This window comes from Klebsiella sp. Sb-30, assembly GCF_057652795.1.
In genome coordinates this window covers 4916780-4936958 of record NZ_CM172749.1, presented here as the reverse complement: position 1 = coordinate 4936958, position 20179 = coordinate 4916780, and the positions used below count along the sequence as shown (strand labels likewise).

The following is a 20179-nucleotide window of genomic DNA, read 5'->3' as shown; positions in this document are numbered from 1 at the left end:
GCATTTTCCTTGCTGGCTTTTTAGCTAAGTGTAGATTCTGTCTGGAGAAAAGTGGGGATATTTTCTGCAAAAGAGAGCCCGATAACAGAATGCTACCGGGCTTCAGGGAGGTTAAATGAATAACACGCCAATCAGCGTCACAACGGTCAGGATCGCGGCCAGGCCGTAGAAGACCCACTTACCATTCGGAACGTGAATTTTCAGGTCGTGCATGGCGTGATGGATGCGGTGTAGCCCGCACCACAGCGGCAGGACGATCATCAGGAAGATAAAGGCGCGGCCCACAAAGCTCTGGGCAAAGCCCAGCACGCGTTCGTAGCTGAATGCATCGCCTGGCGCCAGGCCTAGCGGCAGCAGAATACCGACCAGTAGCACCATGACCGGAGCGACAATCGCGCCCCACATGCCACCTGCGCCAAACAGCCCCCAGAATACCGGTTCATCGGAACGTTTCGGGTTGGGATTGATCATTTCAGCCTCCTTACCAGAACAGGGCAACAAACAGGATCACCACGGTCACCAGCGCGGTCACCACCCAAAGCCCTTTAATCACCGGCTCTGGCCCCATTTTTTCACCCTTAATAATGATATTGGCGGCTTTCGGCGCCAGCTCAAACCAGGTTTTTGTGTGCAGCAGGGCGGCACACAGGGTGATAAGGTTCAGGACCACCACCACCGGGTTTTGCAGGAAGCCCACATAGCCAGCCCAGCTTTCTGCGCCATGCTTCAGGGCAAACAGACCGTAAATCAGCACGATACTGAACCATACCGTTGGCACTGCGGTTCCTTCACGCACCATATAGAAGCGATAAAACGGCAGTTTTTTCCACCAGGTGGACGTCATCGGCCGCACGTAGGGTTTGCGTTTAGTCGTCATCATGCACTCCTTAGCGTGGTTTCAGGGTCGCGATAAGAAAGTCTTTCGAGCTTTCTACCTTGCCCTGCTGAATGGCGGCTGCCGGATCGACATGCTTCGGACAGACTTCCGAGCAATAGCCCACGAAGGTACAGGTCCAGACGCCGTTCTGACCGTTAAGCTGCGCCATGCGCTCCTTCTTGCCGTGGTCGCGACTGTCTTCGTTGTAGCGATGGGCGAGGGTGATGGCCGCCGGGCCGATAAACTCCGGATTAAGACCAAACTGCGGGCAGGCGGCGTAGCACAGGCCGCAGTTGATACAGCCGGAGAACTGATGGTATTTGGCCATTTGCGCCGGAGTTTGCTTGTTTGGCCCCTGATCCGGTGTGCGCGGGTTGCCAATAATATAGGGCTTAATGGCCTCCAGGCTCTCGATAAAGTGGGTCATATCGACCACCAGATCGCGCTCAATCGGGAAGTTGGCCAGCGCCTCAACCTTAATGCCCTTGGTGTATTCGCGCAGGAAAGTTTTACAGGCCAGTTTCGGCACTTTATTGACCATCATCCCACAGGAACCGCAGATCGCCATGCGGCAGGACCAGCGATAGCTGAGGTCCGGCGCAAGGTTATCTTTGATGTAACCCAGCGCGTCGAGCAGCGAGGTTTGCTCATCATAAGGCACTTCATAGAACGCGCTGTGCGGTGCGGCGTCCACTTCCGGGTTGTAGCGCACCACTTCAATTTTGAGGTTCTTCATCTCAGCCATTTGCCGTCTCCTTCTTCTCGGCTGCTTCCGCTTCTGCGCCATATACGCGTTTCGCCGGCGGCAGAGTGGTGATTTTCACCTCGCCGTACTCCAGGCGTGTGGTGCCATCTGCATCGCGGAAAGCCAGCGTATGTTTGAGGAAATTGACATCATCACGTTCGGTGCAGCCTTCATCCAGGCGCTGGTGCGCGCCGCGTGACTCTTTACGTGCAATAGCGGAGTGCGCCATACATTCGGCAACGTTCAGGCCATGGCCCAGTTCGATGGTGTAGAGCAGGTCGGTGTTGAAGACGCTGGAGTTGTCGGTAATGCGCACACGCTTAAAGCGCTCCTGCAACTCCGCCAGCTTATCGATGGTTTTCTGCATCAGTTCCGGCGTGCGATAGATACCGCAGCCTTCTTCCATCGACAGCCCCATTTCATCGCGAATTTTCGCCCAGTTCTCGTTACCTTCCTGATTAACGAGATCTTTCAGCCGTTTTTCTACATCGGCGGCCTGCGCGTCCAGCGCCGCAACGTTCATTTCACCGGCTTGTGCGGCGCGCTTCATCGCTTGTTCACCGGCGAGGCGGCCAAATACCACCAGTTCTGCCAGCGAGTTGGAGCCGAGGCGGTTGGCGCCATGCAGGCCGACGGAAGAACATTCGCCAACCGCGAACAGGCCTTTAATCCGCGTTTCACACTGCTGGTCGGTTTCAATGCCGCCCATCGTGTAGTGGGCGGTCGGACGGACCGGAATCGGCTCTTTCACCGGGTCAACGCCGACATAGGCTTTGGCCAGCTCGCAGATAAACGGCAGGCGTTCAAGCAGCTTTTTCTCACCGAGATGCCGCAGGTCGAGATAGACCACGTCGCCGCGCGGCGTCGGGATGGTGTTACCTTTACGCCATTCGTGCCAGAAGGCCTGGGAGACTTTGTCGCGCGGACCGAGCTCCATATATTTGTTTTTAGGCTCACCCAGCGGCGTTTCCGGACCCATGCCGTAATCCTGCAGATAGCGGTAGCCATTTTTGTTAACCAGAATACCGCCTTCACCGCGACAGCCTTCCGTCATCAGAATACCGGAGCCGGGCAGGCCGGTTGGGTGATACTGAACAAACTCCATATCGCGCAGCGGTACGCCGTGGCTCAGCGCCATGCCCATCCCGTCGCCGGTAACGATGCCGCCGTTGGTGTTGTAGCGATAAACACGTCCCGCGCCGCCGGTCGCCATAACCACCGCATTTGCGCGGATTTGGACCAGCGAACCTTCCATCATATTCATCGCCACCAGGCCACGGGCCTGACCATCGTCGACCAGAATGTCGAGGACGAAGTGTTCATCGAAGCGTTGGATTTGGGGGAACTGGAGGGAGGTCTGGAACAGGGTATGCAGCATATGGAAGCCGGTCTTATCGGCGGCAAACCACGTACGTTCGATTTTCATCCCCCCGAAGCGGCGCACGTTGACGCTACCGTCCGGACGGCGGCTCCACGGACATCCCCACTGCTCAAGCTGGGTCATTTCCGTGGGGCAGTGGTGGACAAAGTAATCGACGACATCCTGCTCGCAGAGCCAGTCGCCACCGGCGACGGTGTCGTGAAAATGGTACTCAAAGCTGTCATGATCCTGTGCAACGGCAGCAGAACCTCCCTCGGCCGCAACGGTATGGCTGCGCATGGGATAGACTTTTGAAATCAGTGCGATTTTGGCATGTGGATTTGCCTGCGCCGCGGCAATAGCGGCGCGAAGACCAGCTCCGCCAGCGCCAATAACAGCAAGATCGGCTTGAAAAGTTTGCACGACATTCCTCCAGTTTTTGTATATTTCGCCGCCGGACTGGCGAAAAAGTATCACTGCTCCTTTATAGGTAAAGGAGTATAGCCGTAGGGTTGATGGGGAAAATTGATGTGTTCGATTTTTTTGTCAATATGTGCGCCGGTTTATCAGTTCTGGTGATGAATTCTCTTCGGCAACACCTTTCCCGTCGGTCACAGGGGGGCCGGTTCGCACAAAATTTGTTTCACCCGACGGTTACGAGTAGACTTCGTGCCCTTGTATGAAATCGGAGAAAGTAACATGAGCGAGACGGCAACCTGGCAGCCGAGCGCGTCCATTCCAAACCTGTTGAAACGCGCGGCGATAATGGCGGAAATTCGCCGTTTCTTTAGCGATCGCGGCGTGCTGGAGGTGGAGACGCCTTGCATGAGTCAGGCAACCGTGACGGATATTCACATGTTTCCGTTCCAGACCCGTTTCGTCGGCCCTGGCTATTCGCAGGGGATGGATCTCTATCTGATGACCAGCCCGGAATACCATATGAAGCGCCTGCTGGCCGCGGGCTGTGGCCCTGTGTTCCAGCTGTGTCGTAGCTTCCGCAATGAAGAGATGGGGCGTCACCACAATCCGGAATTCACGATGCTGGAGTGGTATCGTCCGTGCTATGACATGTATCGGCTGATTAACGAAGTCGATGACTTGCTTCAGCAGGTGCTGGAGTGCCAGCCGGCGGAAAGCCTCTCGTATCAGCAGGCGTTCCTGCGTCATCTTGAGCTTGATCCGCTGTCGGCCGATAAGACGCAGCTGCGTGAAGCGGCGGCGAAGCTCGATCTGAGCAACATTGCCGATACGGAAGAAGACCGGGATACCTTGCTGCAGCTGCTGTTTACCATGGGCGTCGAGCCGCATATTGGTAAAGATCGCCCGACCTTTGTCTATCACTTCCCGGCCAGTCAGGCGTCTCTGGCGCAAATCAGCACCGAAGATCACCGCGTGGCGGAGCGCTTTGAGGTCTATTACAAGGGTATTGAGCTGGCGAATGGTTTCCACGAGCTGACCGACGCGCGTGAACAGCAGCAGCGTTTCGAGCAGGATAACCGCAAACGAGCGGCTCGCGGCCTGCCGCAGCAGCCTATCGATCGGAATCTGCTTGATGCGCTGGCCGCCGGACTGCCGGACTGTTCCGGCGTGGCGCTGGGGGTCGATCGCGTGGTGATGCTGGCGCTGGGCGCCGAAAGCATCGGCGAAGTGATTGCCTTTACCGTCGATCGCGCCTGATTTGCCCGGCCGCTTCCCTTACCGAACGGGCTAAGGGAAGCGTGGTGATGGGGGAACGGATATCGCGCCGTACCGGCGCGATGGGTCTTACAGACTCCCCGCCGTGCGGCTGGATTTCCCGGCCGACGTCAGCGCCCGACTGCTTTTTCTGCCATCAATGCTTTCCAGACGCATCTGGAACGGCGGGAACGGCATATCGATACCGTGTTCGCGGTAGCCGGCCAGAATTAGCTGGTGGAGTTCGTGACGCAGCGGCATGCGATGCCCCATTTCGGCGGCGTAGATACGCAGCTCGAAAATCTGAATCCCCTGCTGCAGGTCGACGAGGAACGCTTCCGGTGCCGGCGTATCGATTACCAGCGAACAGCGGTGGGCGGCGGCGATCAGGATCTGCGTGACCTCTTCGGTGTTGGCATCCGCCGGTGCCGGGATGGTTAACACCACGCGAGTGACCGAGTCAGAGAGCGACCAGTTGATAAACTGCTCGGTGATGAAGGCCTTGTTAGGCACGATAATCTCTTTACGGTCCCAGTCGCTGATGGTGGTTGCGCGGGTATTGATGCGGGTGACGCTGCCGGTCAGATCGCGGATCGTGACCGTATCGCCAATACGTATCGGCTTTTCAAACAGGATGATCAGGCCGGAGATAAAGTTGGCGAAGATCTCCTGGAGACCAAAGCCCAGCCCCACGCCGAGGGCGGCGACCAGCCACTGCAGCTTGGCCCATTCAATCCCAATCATCGAGAAGCCCATCAGGCCGCCAATCAGCATCAGCAGATATTTGGTGATGGTGGTGATGGCATACCCGGTCCCCGGGGTGAGATCGAGGTGCTGCAGAATCGCCAGCTCCAGCAGCGCCGGTAAGTTTCGCACCAGCTGGGTGGTGATAATCAGCACCAGAATGGCAATCAGCACGGCGCCGAGGGTAATCGGCTCCAGACTTTCAACGCCCTGCACCGTCGAGGTGACATCCCACAACGAGATATTTTCGAGGAAGCCGAAGGCGGAGTGAATTTCTGACCACAGGACGATGACTGAGACCAGCGCGATCAGCATCAGCAGCGAACGGACCAGGCGCAGAGACTGCGTACTGATCGCATCGAGATCGATTTCACTCACTTCGTTCTCTGCGGAACCCTCAGGACTGCTGGAATGGGCGACGTCATCTTCCCCGCGAGCACGCTGAGCGAGAATTTCCGCCCGTCGATGTTTCGCGCGGTCGAAGGCCAGCCGGCGGCGCTGGATCAGCATCCAGCGGCGAATGATGTGGTAGACCACCAGCAGCAGGAACCAGATAGCAACGGAGGTTTCCAGCCTTGCCAGCAGCGCCTGGGCGGTGGCCAGATAGCCGATCGCCGCCGCCAGCATGGCGATTAACGGCGCGCCGAGCAGCAGGTTCCACAGCATGCGGTTAACCATATTATCGCCGTTCCCGGCTTTATCGAGATAAAGCGGGATCCCGGCGTGCTTCAGGCTCAGGGTGACCAGCGCCAGCGCCCCGCAAATCAGCAGGAAGCAGAGGCGGCCGAGCGAAGCGGAAAACTCCCGGTCATTAAGATTATCAAACATGATCAGCGCGATAATCAGCGGCACGATCAGGCCGATGCTCATCAGGTAGTAGCGCATGGCTTTGCTGACGCGACTGCGCGGCCAGCCGAAATGCGCGATAAACAGGCCGTTCGGACGTGCAAAGGTGGCGCAAACCATCACCACCCACAGCAGCGGTACCGTGGCAGTGACGCTTTCGCCGATCGCCACCGCCAGCGGGAAGGGCCATGCCGATTGCAGACCGTAGCCCAGCGTCATCCACAGTACGGGGAGGGGAGAGGCCACCAGAATCGACCAGAACACCGTGCGCAGCGTGAGCCAGAAATGATCCTGCGTGACTTTGCCGACGCGGGCGCTGGAGCGTTCGAGGAAACGGGTAAAGTGACGGCGCGAGCTGATGCTGAAGCCCACCAGGATCAGCGCGCCAAACAGCGGCAGCAGCGTCTCCTTGCTGGTTAACATCATGGCGCTGGCTTTGCCAAGCTGGCTGACGGTATCGAGAGAGACCAGGCGGCGCAGGTCGTGGACGATTTCCAGCGGCCACGAAAAACCGATCGGGCTGACGTCTGACGTCCAGAACAGATAGCGGTGCGTTGCTTCATTGATCTCTTTCAGCGCATCTTCCAGCTGACCGTTGGAGACTTTCAGCTTGGTCAGCTCCAGAATCAGCGTATCTCCGCCCTGGAGCAGCGAATTAAGCAACTCAGTTTGCGTGCGCAGCTGCGCTTCCAGAATGCGGCTTTGTTCGCTGGTGAGAGGCTCGCCGTCCGCCTGGCGAATCAGACGCAGCTGCGGCTGGCTGCTGAGCAGATCCTCATAATGCAGACGCTGCACCCGTAGCTGCGCCATCTCGGTATCCAGCTGCTGCGGCTTCGGCGTTTCCGGCAGACGGGCTACCTGGGCACGCAGGGCTTCGCCCAGCAGGTTGGAGGATCCCAGCCATTGCGACTGTTCGCGCAGGGTATTCAGCGCCTGGCGCACCTGCAGCGTCTGGTTGGCCGCCTGACGCTGCTGCGAGGCCACCAGATCCATACGCTGGGCCTGCTGGTTCAGCGCCTGTGACAGCTCACGGTTGACTTTAAACTGGGCCACGAGCTCCGGCGGCAGGTTTTCACTGTTCTCTGCCAGCAGCTCGGTGCTTTCCAGCGCTTTCTCCGCTTCACGTTGACGCTGGCTGTTGAGCTGATTACGCAGCGCCTGCAGATAGCCGTCGAGCAGCTTGCCCTGTTTCTGCGCCAGATCGCCGCGCATCCGCGACAGCTCCTGACGATTGTTCGCCGAGAGCTGGGCCAGATCCAGTTCGTTCACCAGCGCTTTCAGGCGCGCAGATTCCGCCTGCAGACCAAGATTCTGTGCCTGCGCCAGCGGCGTATTGCTGGTTTGCGTGCCGACGCGGCGCTCAACTTCATTGAGCTGGCGACGCGCGTCGCTCTGCTGCTGCGGAAGCTGGTTAAGCGAGTCGGCGATATCGCGGGCGCGTTCCTGCTCCTGCTGGGCCTGGCGACTGGCTTCGAGCAGCTGACTGCTGACCTGCAGGATTTCCTGGTTCAGCGCATCCGTGGAGAGGTTGGTTGCGACCTGGCGCGGCTCATCGGGCAGATTGCCGATCTGCGAACGCAGCGTCTGGAAAAGTTTGGGGAAATTATCGATAACCTGCTGGTACTGGCGCGCGCGCTCAAGGGAGGCGCTGCGTTCCTCGAGCGCGTTCAGTGCAGATTGTAAGGCTTCAACGGTACCAGGCTGAGCGGGTTTTGCCGCCTTCGCCTGTTCCAGTTCCTGAGCGATCTGTTTCGCATCGGGGGCTGTCGCTGCGTACGCCCCCAGACTGAGGCTCCAGGCCAGCAGGAAAATATATATCAGGCGCACGGCATAACCCTTTTTTGTCAGGAATTAACCTTCGTCTTGCGTCGCGTCGCTCAGTGGGCTGACGCCATCTGCGGTCGCGGACATCGTCTCTACGGCAGTCGCCAGCGGCTGGCCGAGTCGGGTGGCGGAGAGGCTTTGCAGCTGTTCAACCAGCTTTACTTTACCCGGAGCAAACAGGTTGATTACCGTAGAACCGAGCTTAAAGCGGCCCATCTCCTGGCCCTTCAGCAGCGCGACGGAACCTTCGCTGTCGCCCGCCGGCCAGGTCCAGCGTTTGATAACGCCTTCCCGTGGCGGGGTCACCGTACCGGACCAGACGGTTTCAATGCTGCCAACAATCGTGGCCCCCACCAGAATTTGCACCATCGGGCCAAATTCAGTATCAAACAGGCAGATAACGCGCTCGTTACGGGCAAACAGATTCGGAACGTTCTGTGCGGTCAGGTGGTTAACGGAGAACAGATCCCCCGGGACGTAGATCATTTCACGCAGGATACCGTTGCACGGCATGTGTACACGGTGATAGTCACGCGGCGACAGGTAGGTGGTGGCGAAGGTGCCGTTGCGGAACAGATCGGCCATCTGGTAGTTCCCTGCCAGCAGCGCTTCCAGCGTGTAGTTGTGGCCTTTGGCCTGCAAAATTTTGTCGTCTTCGATGGCGCCCAGCTGGCTGATTACGCCATCGGCAGGCATGACCAGCACGTTAGGGTCGGTATTCAGCGGACGGGCGTCTTCGCGCAGCGGGCGCACGAAGAAATCGTTAAAGGTGCGGTAGCTGGCGGTATCAGGCTTTTGCGCCTCTTTCATATCGACCTTGTAGCATTTCACGAACAGATCGATGACCAGCTTTGTCAGCCAACCCGCTCGTTTGCTCGCACCCCAGCCTGCGAGGCGGGTGAGCCACAGTTTAGGCAGAATGTATTGCAGTGAAAGTTTAAGATCGTTTAACAAGGTAGCCTCCAGGCCATGATTTGTCGTTCCTGACCCCGTCAACGTGCGGGGTCCTGAAAAAAGGGGACGATTCTAACGATGCTCAGCTTAAATGTCAGTCATCGGATGATGAAAAGCTTTTACGCGTTTTTACCTGTACCTGAGTCATGCTTTCCAGAATGCGGTGATAGTTTGCAAAACGGCTCTCGGCGATGTGGCCATTTTCTACCGCTTCACGAATGGCGCAGCCCGGATCGGTATCGTGCTTGCAGTCGCGATATTTACAACGGCCTAAATAATCATGGAATTCGACAAAGCCGTGGGTAATTTGTTCCGCCTCCAGGTGCCACAGACCGAATTCGCGAACGCCGGGGGAGTCAATGACATCGCCGCCGTGCGGGAAGTGATAGAGGCGCGCGGCGGTGGTGGTGTGCTGGCCAAGTCCTGAGTTGTCAGACACGTCATTGGTCAGGATCTGATCCTCATGCAGACCCAGCAGCGCATTCAGCAGGCTGGATTTCCCTACCCCGGACTGCCCGGCAAAGATACTGATACGGTCAGTGAGCGCTTCCTCAAGCGGCTTGAGGCCATCCTGAGTACGGCTGGAAACCATCAGCACGCGATAGCCGATGCCGCGGTAGATATCCATCTGCTCGTTCACGAAGGCCATGCCGTCGGCATCCAGCAGATCGGTCTTATTGAGCACAATCAGCGGTTCAACGTCCAGCGTCTCGCAGGCGACCAGATAGCGGTCGATAATGTTCAGAGACAGTTCGGGCAGGATCGCGGAAACAATGACGATTTGATCGATATTGGCGGCGATGGGTTTGACGCCATCGTAAAAGTCTGGACGGGTCAGGACGGAGGTGCGGTCATGTACCGCTTCGACAATCCCTTTCACATTGACGCCGTCGGCGGCATCTTTACCTGGTCTCCAGACGACGCGATCGCCGGTAACCAGCGAACGGATTGTGCGGCGAATGTTGCAGCGGTGAACGCTACCGTCGGCGGATTCGACATCGGCATGCATGCCAAAGCGGCTGATGACGATCCCTTCAGAGGTTTCACCAAACAGGTTGTCATCGTAATCGGCCTTCTCCGAAGTCGTTTTCAGGCGGCGCTGGTGGTTGGCCTTCACGCGGCGCTGTTGGCCTTTGGAGAGTTTATTTTTACTCAATCGGACTGGCTCCTGGTCGCCCTAAGTGGGCAAAACCTCTATGATACACGCTATCTAAGATGAATATCGACCCGTCATCTTGCAAGATGCTGGTACGTTGCTTTGCCTGCATCCTGAAGCTTTACGGGCCAGAATTGTAAAATTATGGGTGGAAAATAGCATGAGTGCAGATGAAAACAACCTGATTTGGATCGATCTCGAAATGACCGGGCTGGATCCTGAGCGCGATCGCATTATTGAAATCGCTACTCTGGTGACCGATGCGCACCTGAATATTCTGGCGGAAGGGCCGACGATTGCGGTTCACCAGTCCGATGCGCAGCTGGCGCTGATGGATGAGTGGAACGTGCGCACCCATACCGGGAGCGGGCTGGTCGAACGCGTTAAGGCCAGCACCCTGGGCGATCGCGAAGCGGAACTGGCCACCCTCGAATTTCTTAAACAGTGGGTGCCGGCGGGCAAATCACCGATCTGCGGCAACAGCATTGGTCAGGATCGCCGTTTCCTGTTCAAATATATGCCTGAGCTGGAAGCTTATTTCCACTACCGCTACCTCGACGTCAGCACGCTGAAAGAGCTGGCGCGCCGATGGAAGCCGGAAATCCTTGATGGTTTTAAAAAGCAGGGTACCCATCAGGCGATGGATGATATTCGCGAGTCGGTAGCGGAACTGGCTTACTATCGCGAGAACTTTATCAAGCTGTAATGCCGGCGCCGGGGTCAGCTGGCCCCGGCGTTGCTATCTTATTTAAACCACTTCTGTTCCATCGCCTGGAAGTCAGGCGACGCCTTAACCACCTCCAGCGCGGCATTCATGGCATTGAGCAGCTCCGGATCGTCTTTACGTAGCGCAATGGCATATTGCTTGCCGTAATATTTCGGGTCGGTCGCTCGCTCATCCATCATGGCGTAGTCAGGATGCTCCTGCAGCCACGGGTCGAGGGTCGTCTGGTCGCCCATCACGGCATTCACGTTCCCCTCTTTCAGCGCGGCCAGAGCGCTGGCGTCATTGTCATACTCGATGACGTTGACCCCTTTTTGTTTATCGTGCAAATAACGCTGGTGGACGGTGCCTTTAACGACGCCGAGCTTCTTGCCCTTCAGATCGGCGAAGCGGTGGGCGGCCCCTTTTGTCGTCACCACCACGCCGGAGAGCGTTTGACGATAGGGCTGGGTAAAGGCAACCTGCTTTTCGCGCATGGGAATGACTTCAATACCGGCAATGATGGCATCGAATTTTTTAAAGCGCAGCGCGGGAATCAGCGTATTGAAGTCCTGCGGGGTAAATTTGCATTCGGCCTGCATCTGTTTGCACAGCGCTTTGGCCAGATCGATATCAAACCCCGAGGGCTGGTTTTTCGCATTCACGGTTTCAAAGGGCGGATTGGCCGTCGTGGTGCCGAAATGCAGCGTCGTCGCAGATGCTGTCCCTGCAGCAAGCAGCGTGGTCAGCAGCAGGACGGAAAGCGCTCTTGTCATCTGAATTTCCCTGTTTGTCATGGTTGTTGACCGTTAGCGGGTATCGCGACCCGGAAATCTGAGCGATTTTGCGCCTTTAGCACGGTTGGAAAAAGTTATTTTGCCTTGTCCGATGCTTATTTGTACAATTTGGCGGTGTGTCTGGCGATAAAATGTCCATTCAGACAAAAAACACAAAAAAGTGTTCGCAGGGGGGTTGCAGGTAAATCGAATTCTCGTATAATGCGCCTCCCGTGACGAAGCAGAAATGCACATCACGGCGCCATAGAAATATGGCAAGAAGTACGCGGGAATAGCTCAGTTGGTAGAGCACGACCTTGCCAAGGTCGGGGTCGCGAGTTCGAGTCTCGTTTCCCGCTCCAAAATTTGAAAGCACCATACCCAAGCGGGAATAGCTCAGTTGGTAGAGCACGACCTTGCCAAGGTCGGGGTCGCGAGTTCGAGTCTCGTTTCCCGCTCCAAAATTTGAAAGTCACCATACCCAAGCGGGAATAGCTCAGTTGGTAGAGCACGACCTTGCCAAGGTCGGGGTCGCGAGTTCGAGTCTCGTTTCCCGCTCCAAAATTTCTTCTCATCTCCAGTTTATCCACAGTGCAAAATCGCACCGGGGATGCTTTCCGCCGTCGCAAGAAAAATACTGTAAACAGAGTTATCCACAGGTTAAACGCTCGCCGCCTGACGTCGAAAAACTTCACTTCTTGAATGATATCTCTCTATCTATCTGATATTTAATAAATAAATTTCATTTCAAAGTGTTAATCCGATCACTTGACGAACGTCTGCGTGTTGAAACGCAATGTATTTTTGTTTTTATTCACAGCCTGTGAATGAATCAGGCATCCCTCGGTAACCCTTTCTCAATCACCCGGACCAGACGCTGTTTCTTCGGCAACTGCACTTCAATGACGTTGGCATTACGTTTCTCAATTTGTTGCGCGACCGCCCACTCAATGTGTTCATCGAGTAGTGGGTGCTCACCTCGGCGACTTTCCAGTGCCATCAGATGCGCTTCATCCCAGGGCGCATTGCCCAATGCAACGGCAATATTCCGTAGCCAGCGCAGATGGCCAATCCGGCGAATGGCAGAACCCTCCGTCACCTTCAGAAAATGCGCTTCGCTCCAGGCAAACAGTTCTATCAGCGGCGGCGCATGCAGCGCTTTGCGAGGGCTGAAATCCGTTTCGTCCGTTAACTGCGAGAAGCGGTTCCACGGGCAAATCAGCTGGCAGTCATCGCAGCCGTAGATGCGGTTGCCGATAAGCGGGCGAAACGCCTCGGGAATGGCGCCTTCCAGCTCAATGGTCAGATAAGAGATACAGCGACGGGCATCCACGGTATAGGGTTCGACGATCGCGCCGGTGGGGCAGATAGTCATGCAGGCCACGCAACGGCCGCACTCTTCCGTCACCGGGCTGTCGATAGGGAGCGGAATATCAACGAGCAGTTCGCCGAGAAAAAAGAACGATCCGGCATCGCGGTTGAGAATAAGCGAGTGCTTGCCGGTCCAGCCAAGCCCGGCTTTTTCCGCCAAAGGGCGCTCCAGAATGGGCGCAGAATCGACAAACGGTCTAAAATTGAGCGAAGCACACTGTTCCTGAATCATCTCTCCGAGTTTTTTCAGGCGGTTACGCAATAGCTTATGATAATCACGCCCGAGGGCATAGCGGCTGACGTAACCCAGCGAGGGATCTTTCAGGGTGCGGGCAAAAGCGGCGTTGGCGGGAAGATAGTTCATCCGCACGCTGATCACGCGTAACGTACCGGGCTGAAGCTCATGGGGACGGGCGCGCATCATTCCGTGACGCGCCATCCATTCCATCTCGCCGTGGTATTGTTTATCCAGCCATGCCTGCAGTTTAGGTTCGCTGGCGCTGAGATCGGTATCGGTAACCCCGACCTGCTGGAACCCCAGTTCAGTGCCCCACTGCTTGATTTGCTGCGCTAACTTATTGAGATCGAGGGGCTGAGACATGATGGACCATACGATGACGAAAAACCCTGTGAGTATACCACACTTCATCTGGCCTGCAGATGCGCTGCGGCGCGCGGAAAAAGCGGCGGCGGACAGTCTGGGGCTGACGCTGTTTGAGCTGATGATGCGGGCCGGGGAAGCGGCTTTTCAGCGGGCGCGAGCCGACTACCCTGCCAGCAAGCACTGGCTGATCCTCTGTGGTCATGGCAATAACGGTGGTGATGGCTACGTGGTGGCGCGCCTGGCGCAGGCCGACGGCATCGCGGTCACGCTGCTGGCCCTCGAGAGCGAGAAACCGCTGCCGGAAGAAGCCAGCGCCGCCCGTGATGCGTGGCTGAACGCCGGTGGAACCATCCACGCCGCAGATATTCCCTGGCCACAGGATATTTCTCTCATTATCGACGGGCTTCTTGGCACCGGGCTGCATAGCGCTCCGCGGGAGAACATCGCGACCTTAATCCAGCGAGCGAATGCGCATCCTGCGCCGGTTGTGGCGCTGGATATCCCCTCGGGACTCAATGCGCAAACCGGGACCACCCCCGGGGCGGTGATAGATGCGGCCTGCACGATCACCTTTATTGGCCTCAAGCCCGGGCTGCTGACGGGCAAAGCCCGGGATGTGGTTGGCCGTCTGCACTACCACGCGCTGGGACTCGAAAGCTGGTTGGCTGCGCAGACGGTGCCGCTGCGGCGATTCGATGCGTCACAGCTGGCCGACTGGCTCCCGCCAAGACGTCCGACGTCGCATAAAGGCGATCACGGGAAGCTGGTGATTATCGGTGGCGATCGCGGTACCGCTGGCGCTATCCGCATGGCCGGTGAAGCGGCGTTACGGGCGGGGGCGGGTTTGGTGCGAGTGCTCACTCACAAAGAAAACATTGCCCCTGTCGTCGCCGCCAGGCCTGAATTAATGGTCCACGAGCTGACCACGCAAAGTATTGATGACAGCCTGCAATGGGCCGATGTGGTGGCGATTGGCCCCGGCCTTGGGCAAAACGAATGGGGAGCCCAGGCCCTGCGCCAGGTGTGGGATTGCCGCAAGCCGATGGTATGGGATGCGGATGCGTTGAACCTGCTGGCAATCAATCCCGATAAACGTCACAATCGTGTGTTGACGCCGCACCCCGGTGAAGCCGCCCGTATGCTGAACTGTAACGTGGCAGAAATTGAAAGCGATCGCTTACTTTCTGCGCAACGTCTGGTAAAACGTTACGGAGGCGTGGTGGTGCTGAAAGGCGCGGGCACGGTGGTGGCCAGCGAAGCAGGCGAGATGGCTATTATCGATGCCGGCAACGCCGGGATGGCCAGCGGCGGAATGGGCGATGTACTGACCGGTATTATCGCCGCACTGTCAGGACAACGGCTGACGCCGTATGATGCTGCCTGCGCCGGCTGCGTGGCGCATGGCGAAGCCGCTGACCGACTGGCTGCCCGCTATGGCAGCCGCGGGATGCTGGCGACCGATCTCTTTTCCACGCTCAGGCGTGTTGTTAACCCGGATGTGATTGACCTGAACCATGATGAACCGAGTGATTCCTTTAGCCGATGAGCAGGCAACTTTAGACCTTGGTGACCGTATTGCGCAGGCCTGTACTGGCGCGACGGTTATCTATCTGTATGGCGATTTAGGGGCGGGGAAAACGACCTTCAGCCGCGGCTTTTTACACGCGCTCGGCCATCGCGGGAATGTCAAAAGCCCGACCTATACGCTGGTGGAGCCCTACACGCTCGACAATCTGATGGTGTACCACTTTGACCTGTATCGTCTGGCGGACCCTGAAGAACTCGAATTTATGGGGATCCGTGATTATTTTGCTAACGATGCCATCTGCCTGGTGGAGTGGCCCCAACAAGGTGCGGGTGTATTGCCTGAGCCGGATGTCGAAATCCATCTTGCCTATCAGGCACAAGGGCGTGAGGCGCGCGTAACGGCGGTCTCTGCATTGGGTGAGTCTATATTGACGCGTTTAGCCTGAAGGATAACGGGATGATCTATCGCATAACCAGTTGGCTGGCCGCGACGCTGATGCTGTTTAGCATTCAGGCCACTGCGGCAAGTTTATCCGATATCCAGGTCGCAAATGGAGATCAGCAGGCCCGTATTACGATTAGCTTTATCGGCGATCCAGAATATTCGTTCAGTCCACAGGGCAAGCGTACCGTGGCGCTGGATATTAAGCAGAGCGGTGTGCTTCAGGGGCTACCGCTGCAGTTTAGCGGCAACAACCTGGTGAAAAGCATTCGGGCGGGAACGCCGCAGGATACTCAGACTCTGCGCCTGCTGGTGGACCTGACGGAAGATGGTAAAACCCGCGCGGTGAAGCAGCAGAATGGCTCAAACTACACCGTGGTTTTCACGATTAATGCCGATGCGCCGCCTCCGCCACCTCCGCCGCCGCCGGTAGTAGCTAAACGGGTCGAAGCCCCGCTGCAGCCTGTACGCCCGGCTGAGCCCGCACGGAATCCGTTCAAATCGTCGGGCAGCGAGCGACAAACGGCGATGACCAGCAGCCAGAGCGTGACGCGCCCGGTGAGCCGTGCGGTGGCGTCGGATGATAAGGTGATTATCGCTATTGATGCCGGTCACGGTGGGCAGGATCCCGGTGCGATTGGACCGAACGGCACCAAAGAGAAGAATGTCACGATTGCTATTGCCCGCAAACTGCGCGCGCTGTTAAATGCCGATCCACTCTTTAAGCCCGTATTGACCCGCGATGGGGATTACTTTATTTCGGTGATGGGGCGTTCGGACGTGGCGCGTAAGCAGAACGCTAACTTCCTGGTATCCATTCATGCCGATGCGGCACCGAATCGCGATGCTACCGGCGCGTCGGTATGGGTGCTATCCAACCGTCGCGCGAACAGCGAGATGGCCGGCTGGCTCGAGCAGCATGAGAAGCAGTCTGAACTGCTTGGCGGGGCTGGCGATGTGCTGGCGAACAGCCAGTCCGATCCCTACCTCAGCCAGGCGGTACTGGATTTACAGTTCGGCCATTCCCAGCGCGTTGGCTATGATGTGGCAACCAACGTATTAAGCCAGCTGCAGCGGGTAGGCGATCTGCATAAACGCCGTCCTGAGCATGCCAGCCTTGGCGTATTGCGCTCGCCGGATATCCCGTCGATCCTGGTGGAAACCGGTTTTATCAGCAACACCGGGGAAGAGCGCCTGTTGGGCAGCGACAATTATCAGCAGCAGATTGCCGAAGCCATTTATAACGGCCTGCGTAACTACTTTATGCAACATCCGCTTCAGTCGGCACCGCGCGGAGAGACAGCCCAAACCGCCAGCGCCACTTCGCCTGGCAGGACGTTGATCAATTAAGGAGTCAGTCATGCCGATTCAGGTTCTACCGCCGCAGCTCGCCAACCAGATTGCCGCAGGTGAGGTGGTGGAACGTCCGGCGTCGGTGGTGAAGGAGCTGGTCGAAAACAGTCTCGACGCTGGCGCGACGCGCATTGATATTGATATTGAGCGCGGTGGCGCAAAGCTTATCCGCATTCGCGATAACGGCTGCGGGATCAAAAAGGACGAGCTGGCGCTGGCGCTGGCCCGTCATGCCACCAGTAAAATTGCCACGCTCGATGACCTGGAAGCGATTATCAGCCTCGGTTTTCGCGGCGAGGCGCTGGCCAGCATCAGCTCGGTTGCCCGACTGACGCTGACTTCCCGCACAGCGGAGCAGCAGGAGGCCTGGCAGGCCTACGCCGAGGGGCGCGATCAGGAGGTGACCGTCAAACCGGCGGCGCATCCGGTTGGTACCACGCTGGAAGTGCTGGATCTGTTTTACAATACCCCGGCGCGACGCAAGTTTATGCGCACCGAAAAGACCGAGTTTGGTCACATCGATGAAATTGTCAGACGCATTGCGCTGGCGCGTTTTGACGTCACCATTAACCTCAGCCATAACGGCAAAGCGGTGCGCCAGTATCGTGCGGTGCCTGAGGGCGGCCAGCGCGAACGGCGGCTGGGCGCGATCTGCGGCATGCCGTTTCTCGAACATGCCCTGGCGATCGAGTGGCAGCATGGCGATCTGACTCTGCGCGGCTGGGTGGCCGATCCTTTACATACCAACCCGACGCTGGCGGAAATTCAGTATTGCTACGTCAATGGCCGCATGATGCGCGATCGTTTAATCAATCATGCGATTCGTCAGGCCTGCGAAGATAAGCTGGGGGCCGACCAGCAGCCGGCATTTGTGCTTTACCTGGAGATCGATCCGCACCAGGTGGATGTTAACGTCCACCCGGCGAAGCATGAAGTCCGTTTCCACCAGTCGCGTCTGGTGCATGATTTTATCTATCAGGGCGTATTGAGCGTGCTCCAGCAGCAGCTTAACGCCCCGCTGGCAGAAGAACACGAAGCTGAGCCGGTGCGCCCGACGGTCCCGGAAAACCGGGTGGCGGCGGGCGGCAACCACTTTGCCCAGCCGGCGGCGGCTCGTGAGCCCGCCGCACCACGCTATAGCAGCGAGGCGCCGCGCCCGTCGCCGGGAGCCGCGGCTGCGGGCGCAGCCAGCTGGCCGCATGCGCAGCCCGGCTATCAGAAACAGCAGGGGGCGCTCTATCGCCAGCTGCTGGAAACACCGGCGGTGGAACGCAAAAGCAGCGCGCCGGCGCCTGCAGCGGACGGCCTCTCCGGGCACAGCCAAAGCTTTGGCCGCGTACTGACTATCGTGGCTGGTGATTGCGCCCTGCTGGAGCGAGACGGCAAGCTGGCGCTGCTGTCGTTGCCGGTTGCTGAACGCTGGCTGCGGCAGGCGCAGCTGACGCCGGAGGTTGAGCCGGTGTGCGCTCAGCCGCTGCTGATCCCGCTGCGGCTGAAAGCGTCCGCCGCGGAGAAAGTGGCGCTGGATAAAGCGCAGTCGGCGCTGGCGTTACTGGGTATCGATCTGCAGTCTGACGCGCAACATTTGACGGTTCGCGCCGTGCCTTTACCCTTAAGACAACAAAATTTACAAATCTTGATTCCTGAACTGATAGGCTACCTGGCGCAGCAAAAGGCATTCGACGTCGGCAACATCGCGCAGTGGATTGCGCGTAATCTGGCGAGCGAACATGCGCAGTGGAATATGGCGCAGGCGATTACCGTGCTGGCCGACGTTGAACGTTTGTGCCCGCAGCTGGTAAAAGCGCCGCCGGGTGGTCTGTTACAACCTGTTGATTTACATTCGGCGATGACTGCCCTGAAAGATGAGTGATACCACCACGGCGAGCCTGCCTAAGGCAATATTTTTAATGGGCCCGACGGCCTCCGGTAAAACCGCCTTAGCGATTGCTTTGCGTAAAATTTTACCGGTAGAGTTGATTAGTGTTGATTCCGCCCTTATCTATCGAGGAATGGACATTGGCACTGCCAAGCCAGATGCCGCGGAGCTGAGCGCTGCGCCGCATCGGCTGCTGGATATTCGCGATCCGGCAGAGGCTTATTCCGCGGCGGATTTTCGCCGCGATGCGCTGGCTGAAATGGCGGAGATCGTCGCAGCCGGGCGTATTCCGCTACTGGTTGGCGGAACAATGTTGTATTTCAAAGCGTTGCTGGAAGGATTGTCGCCGTTACCGTCGGCGGATCCACAGGTCAGGGCTAAAATTGAGCAGCAGGCAGCAGAGCAGGGGTGGCACGCGTTGCACCGGCAGCTACAGGAGATCGATCCCGTTGCCGCCGCGCGTATTCATCCAAATGATCCGCAAAGACTTTCCCGGGCACTGGAAGTTTTTTTCATTTCGGGTAAAACTTTAACGGAACTGACGCAAACGTCAGGAGACGCTCTGCCGTACCAGGTGCATCAGTTCGCCATCGCCCCGGCGAGCCGTGAACTGCTCCATCAACGCATAGAGCAGCGTTTTCATCAGATGTTAGCTTCGGGTTTTGAAGCAGAAGTACGGGCGCTTTTTGCCCGCGGAGATTTGCATACGGATATGCCTTCCATTCGTTGTGTCGGATACCGCCAGATGTGGTCATATCTTGATGGCGAGATCCCGTATGATGAAATGGTTTATCGAGGTGTTTGCGCCACGAGACAGTTAGCGAAACGTCAGATGACCTGGTTACGTGGCTGGGAAGATATTCACTGGTTAGATAGTGAACATCCTGAACAGGCGCTCAACAAAGTATTACAGGTAGTTGGTGCGAGCCAGGACTGAACGTGTACAATTAAACGGTATCGTGCGTAATTTTTTTTAAGAATCGTAAGGTTCTGAGTACAAAACAAGCATACATATAAGGAAAAGAGAGAATGGCTAAGGGGCAATCTTTACAAGATCCGTTCCTGAACGCTTTGCGTCGGGAACGCGTTCCGGTTTCTATTTATTTGGTGAATGGTATTAAGCTGCAAGGGCAAATTGAGTCTTTCGATCAGTTCGTGATCCTGTTGAAAAACACGGTCAGCCAGATGGTCTACAAGCACGCAATTTCTACTGTTGTCCCGTCTCGCCCGGTGTCTCACCACAGCAATAATGCTGGCGGCGGTACAAGCAACTATCACCACGGTGGTAGCGCGCAGGGTTCATCTGCGCCGCAGCAAGACAGCGAAGACACCGAATAAGGTTGA

The 20179-nt window shown here is 57.3% G+C and carries 17 protein-coding genes and 3 tRNA genes; 11 read left to right on the top strand and 9 right to left on the bottom strand.

The genetic code is table 11. The annotated features are described in order from the left end of the window. Positions 1-111: 111 nt before the first annotated feature. From frdD to frdA, 4 genes are read right to left on the bottom strand one after another with little or no spacing between them, the layout of a single operon-like run. On the bottom strand, positions 112-471 hold the full coding sequence (frdD, locus tag AC236I_RS23070; RefSeq protein WP_004856982.1) for a fumarate reductase subunit FrdD: 360 nt from the start codon (positions 469-471) through the stop codon (positions 112-114). A gap of 10 nt (positions 472-481) precedes the next feature. Beyond that, the gene (gene frdC, locus AC236I_RS23065) at positions 482-877 is read right to left on the bottom strand and encodes a fumarate reductase subunit FrdC (RefSeq protein ID WP_004856985.1); all 396 of its coding nucleotides are present in this window, start codon (positions 875-877) and stop codon (positions 482-484) included. A 10-nt stretch (positions 878-887) separates the two neighbouring features. Further along, on the bottom strand, positions 888-1622 hold the full coding sequence (frdB, locus tag AC236I_RS23060) for a fumarate reductase iron-sulfur protein (protein WP_004856988.1): 735 nt from the start codon (positions 1620-1622) through the stop codon (positions 888-890). Beyond that, the gene (gene frdA / locus AC236I_RS23055) at positions 1615-3405 is read right to left on the bottom strand and encodes a fumarate reductase (quinol) flavoprotein subunit (RefSeq protein WP_004856991.1); all 1791 of its coding nucleotides are present in this window, start codon (positions 3403-3405) and stop codon (positions 1615-1617) included. The genes frdB and frdA overlap by 8 nt, the downstream gene beginning before the upstream one ends. Positions 3406-3681: 276 nt before the next feature. On the opposite strand from frdA, the gene epmA reads away from it, so the two are divergent. Then, positions 3682-4659, top strand: coding sequence for an elongation factor P--(R)-beta-lysine ligase (gene epmA, locus AC236I_RS23050; protein ID WP_004856995.1), 978 nt, complete (start codon positions 3682-3684; stop codon positions 4657-4659). Between the two features lie 87 nt (positions 4660-4746). Here the strand turns inward: epmA and mscM are convergent, their stop codons facing one another. The 3 genes from mscM to rsgA all read right to left on the bottom strand — a co-directional run bounded on the left by mscM (position 4747) and on the right by rsgA (position 10180). Continuing rightward, positions 4747-8073: a miniconductance mechanosensitive channel MscM gene (gene mscM / locus AC236I_RS23045; RefSeq protein ID WP_015585332.1), complete on the bottom strand. Its 3327-nt coding sequence runs from the start codon at positions 8071-8073 to the stop codon at positions 4747-4749. A 24-nt stretch (positions 8074-8097) separates the two neighbouring features. Then, positions 8098-9024: an archaetidylserine decarboxylase gene (asd, locus tag AC236I_RS23040; RefSeq protein WP_015585331.1), complete on the bottom strand. Its 927-nt coding sequence runs from the start codon at positions 9022-9024 to the stop codon at positions 8098-8100. A 94-nt stretch (positions 9025-9118) separates the two neighbouring features. Continuing rightward, positions 9119-10180, bottom strand: a complete 1062-nt coding sequence (rsgA, locus tag AC236I_RS23035; protein ID WP_004857004.1) for a small ribosomal subunit biogenesis GTPase RsgA — start codon at positions 10178-10180, stop codon at positions 9119-9121. 160 nt (positions 10181-10340) lie between these two features. Here rsgA and orn point away from each other — a divergent pair, with 160 nt between their 5' ends. After that, complete coding sequence (gene orn / locus AC236I_RS23030) at positions 10341-10886, top strand: oligoribonuclease (protein WP_004857009.1); 546 nt, start codon at positions 10341-10343, stop codon at positions 10884-10886. Between the two features lie 38 nt (positions 10887-10924). On the opposite strand, the gene AC236I_RS23025 is transcribed toward orn, so the two are convergent. Further along, positions 10925-11659 carry an arginine ABC transporter substrate-binding protein gene (locus AC236I_RS23025; protein ID WP_044347807.1) on the bottom strand — a complete coding sequence of 245 codons (735 nt, stop codon included), beginning with the start codon at positions 11657-11659 and terminating at the stop codon, positions 10925-10927. A 286-nt stretch (positions 11660-11945) separates the two neighbouring features. On the opposite strand from AC236I_RS23025, the gene AC236I_RS23020 reads away from it, so the two are divergent. The 3 genes from AC236I_RS23020 to AC236I_RS23010 all read left to right on the top strand — a co-directional run bounded on the left by AC236I_RS23020 (position 11946) and on the right by AC236I_RS23010 (position 12220). Then, positions 11946-12021 (top strand) — tRNA-Gly (locus tag AC236I_RS23020). Positions 12022-12044: 23 nt separating this feature from the next. After that, a tRNA-Gly gene (locus tag AC236I_RS23015) sits at positions 12045-12120 on the top strand. Positions 12121-12144: 24 nt separating this feature from the next. After that, positions 12145-12220: transfer RNA gene (locus tag AC236I_RS23010), tRNA-Gly, on the top strand. Positions 12221-12491: 271 nt separating this feature from the next. On the opposite strand, the gene queG is transcribed toward AC236I_RS23010, so the two are convergent. Continuing rightward, a complete protein-coding gene (gene queG / locus AC236I_RS23005; RefSeq protein WP_487608652.1) occupies positions 12492-13631 on the bottom strand; it encodes a tRNA epoxyqueuosine(34) reductase QueG in 1140 nt (379 codons plus the stop codon). A 13-nt stretch (positions 13632-13644) separates the two neighbouring features. Between queG and nnr the strand changes: the two genes are divergently transcribed. From nnr to hfq, 6 genes are all read left to right on the top strand, one after another. After that, the gene (gene nnr / locus AC236I_RS23000; protein WP_160873630.1) at positions 13645-15180 is read left to right on the top strand and encodes a bifunctional ADP-dependent NAD(P)H-hydrate dehydratase/NAD(P)H-hydrate epimerase; all 1536 of its coding nucleotides are present in this window, start codon (positions 13645-13647) and stop codon (positions 15178-15180) included. Next, on the top strand, positions 15149-15607 hold the full coding sequence (gene tsaE, locus AC236I_RS22995; RefSeq protein WP_004857020.1) for a tRNA (adenosine(37)-N6)-threonylcarbamoyltransferase complex ATPase subunit type 1 TsaE: 459 nt from the start codon (positions 15149-15151) through the stop codon (positions 15605-15607). Before nnr ends, tsaE begins: the two co-directional genes overlap by 32 nt. An 11-nt stretch (positions 15608-15618) precedes the next feature. After that, positions 15619-16953, top strand: a complete 1335-nt coding sequence (gene amiB / locus AC236I_RS22990) for an N-acetylmuramoyl-L-alanine amidase AmiB (RefSeq protein WP_004857023.1) — start codon at positions 15619-15621, stop codon at positions 16951-16953. Positions 16954-16963: 10 nt separating this feature from the next. After that, complete coding sequence (mutL, locus tag AC236I_RS22985) at positions 16964-18829, top strand: DNA mismatch repair endonuclease MutL (RefSeq protein ID WP_487608651.1); 1866 nt, start codon at positions 16964-16966, stop codon at positions 18827-18829. After that, complete coding sequence (gene miaA, locus AC236I_RS22980) at positions 18822-19772, top strand: tRNA (adenosine(37)-N6)-dimethylallyltransferase MiaA (protein WP_004857032.1); 951 nt, start codon at positions 18822-18824, stop codon at positions 19770-19772. The genes mutL and miaA overlap by 8 nt, the downstream gene beginning before the upstream one ends. 92 nt (positions 19773-19864) lie before the next feature. After that, positions 19865-20173 carry an RNA chaperone Hfq gene (gene hfq / locus AC236I_RS22975; RefSeq protein WP_004857035.1) on the top strand — a complete coding sequence of 103 codons (309 nt, stop codon included), beginning with the start codon at positions 19865-19867 and terminating at the stop codon, positions 20171-20173. Positions 20174-20179 lie beyond the last annotated feature (6 nt).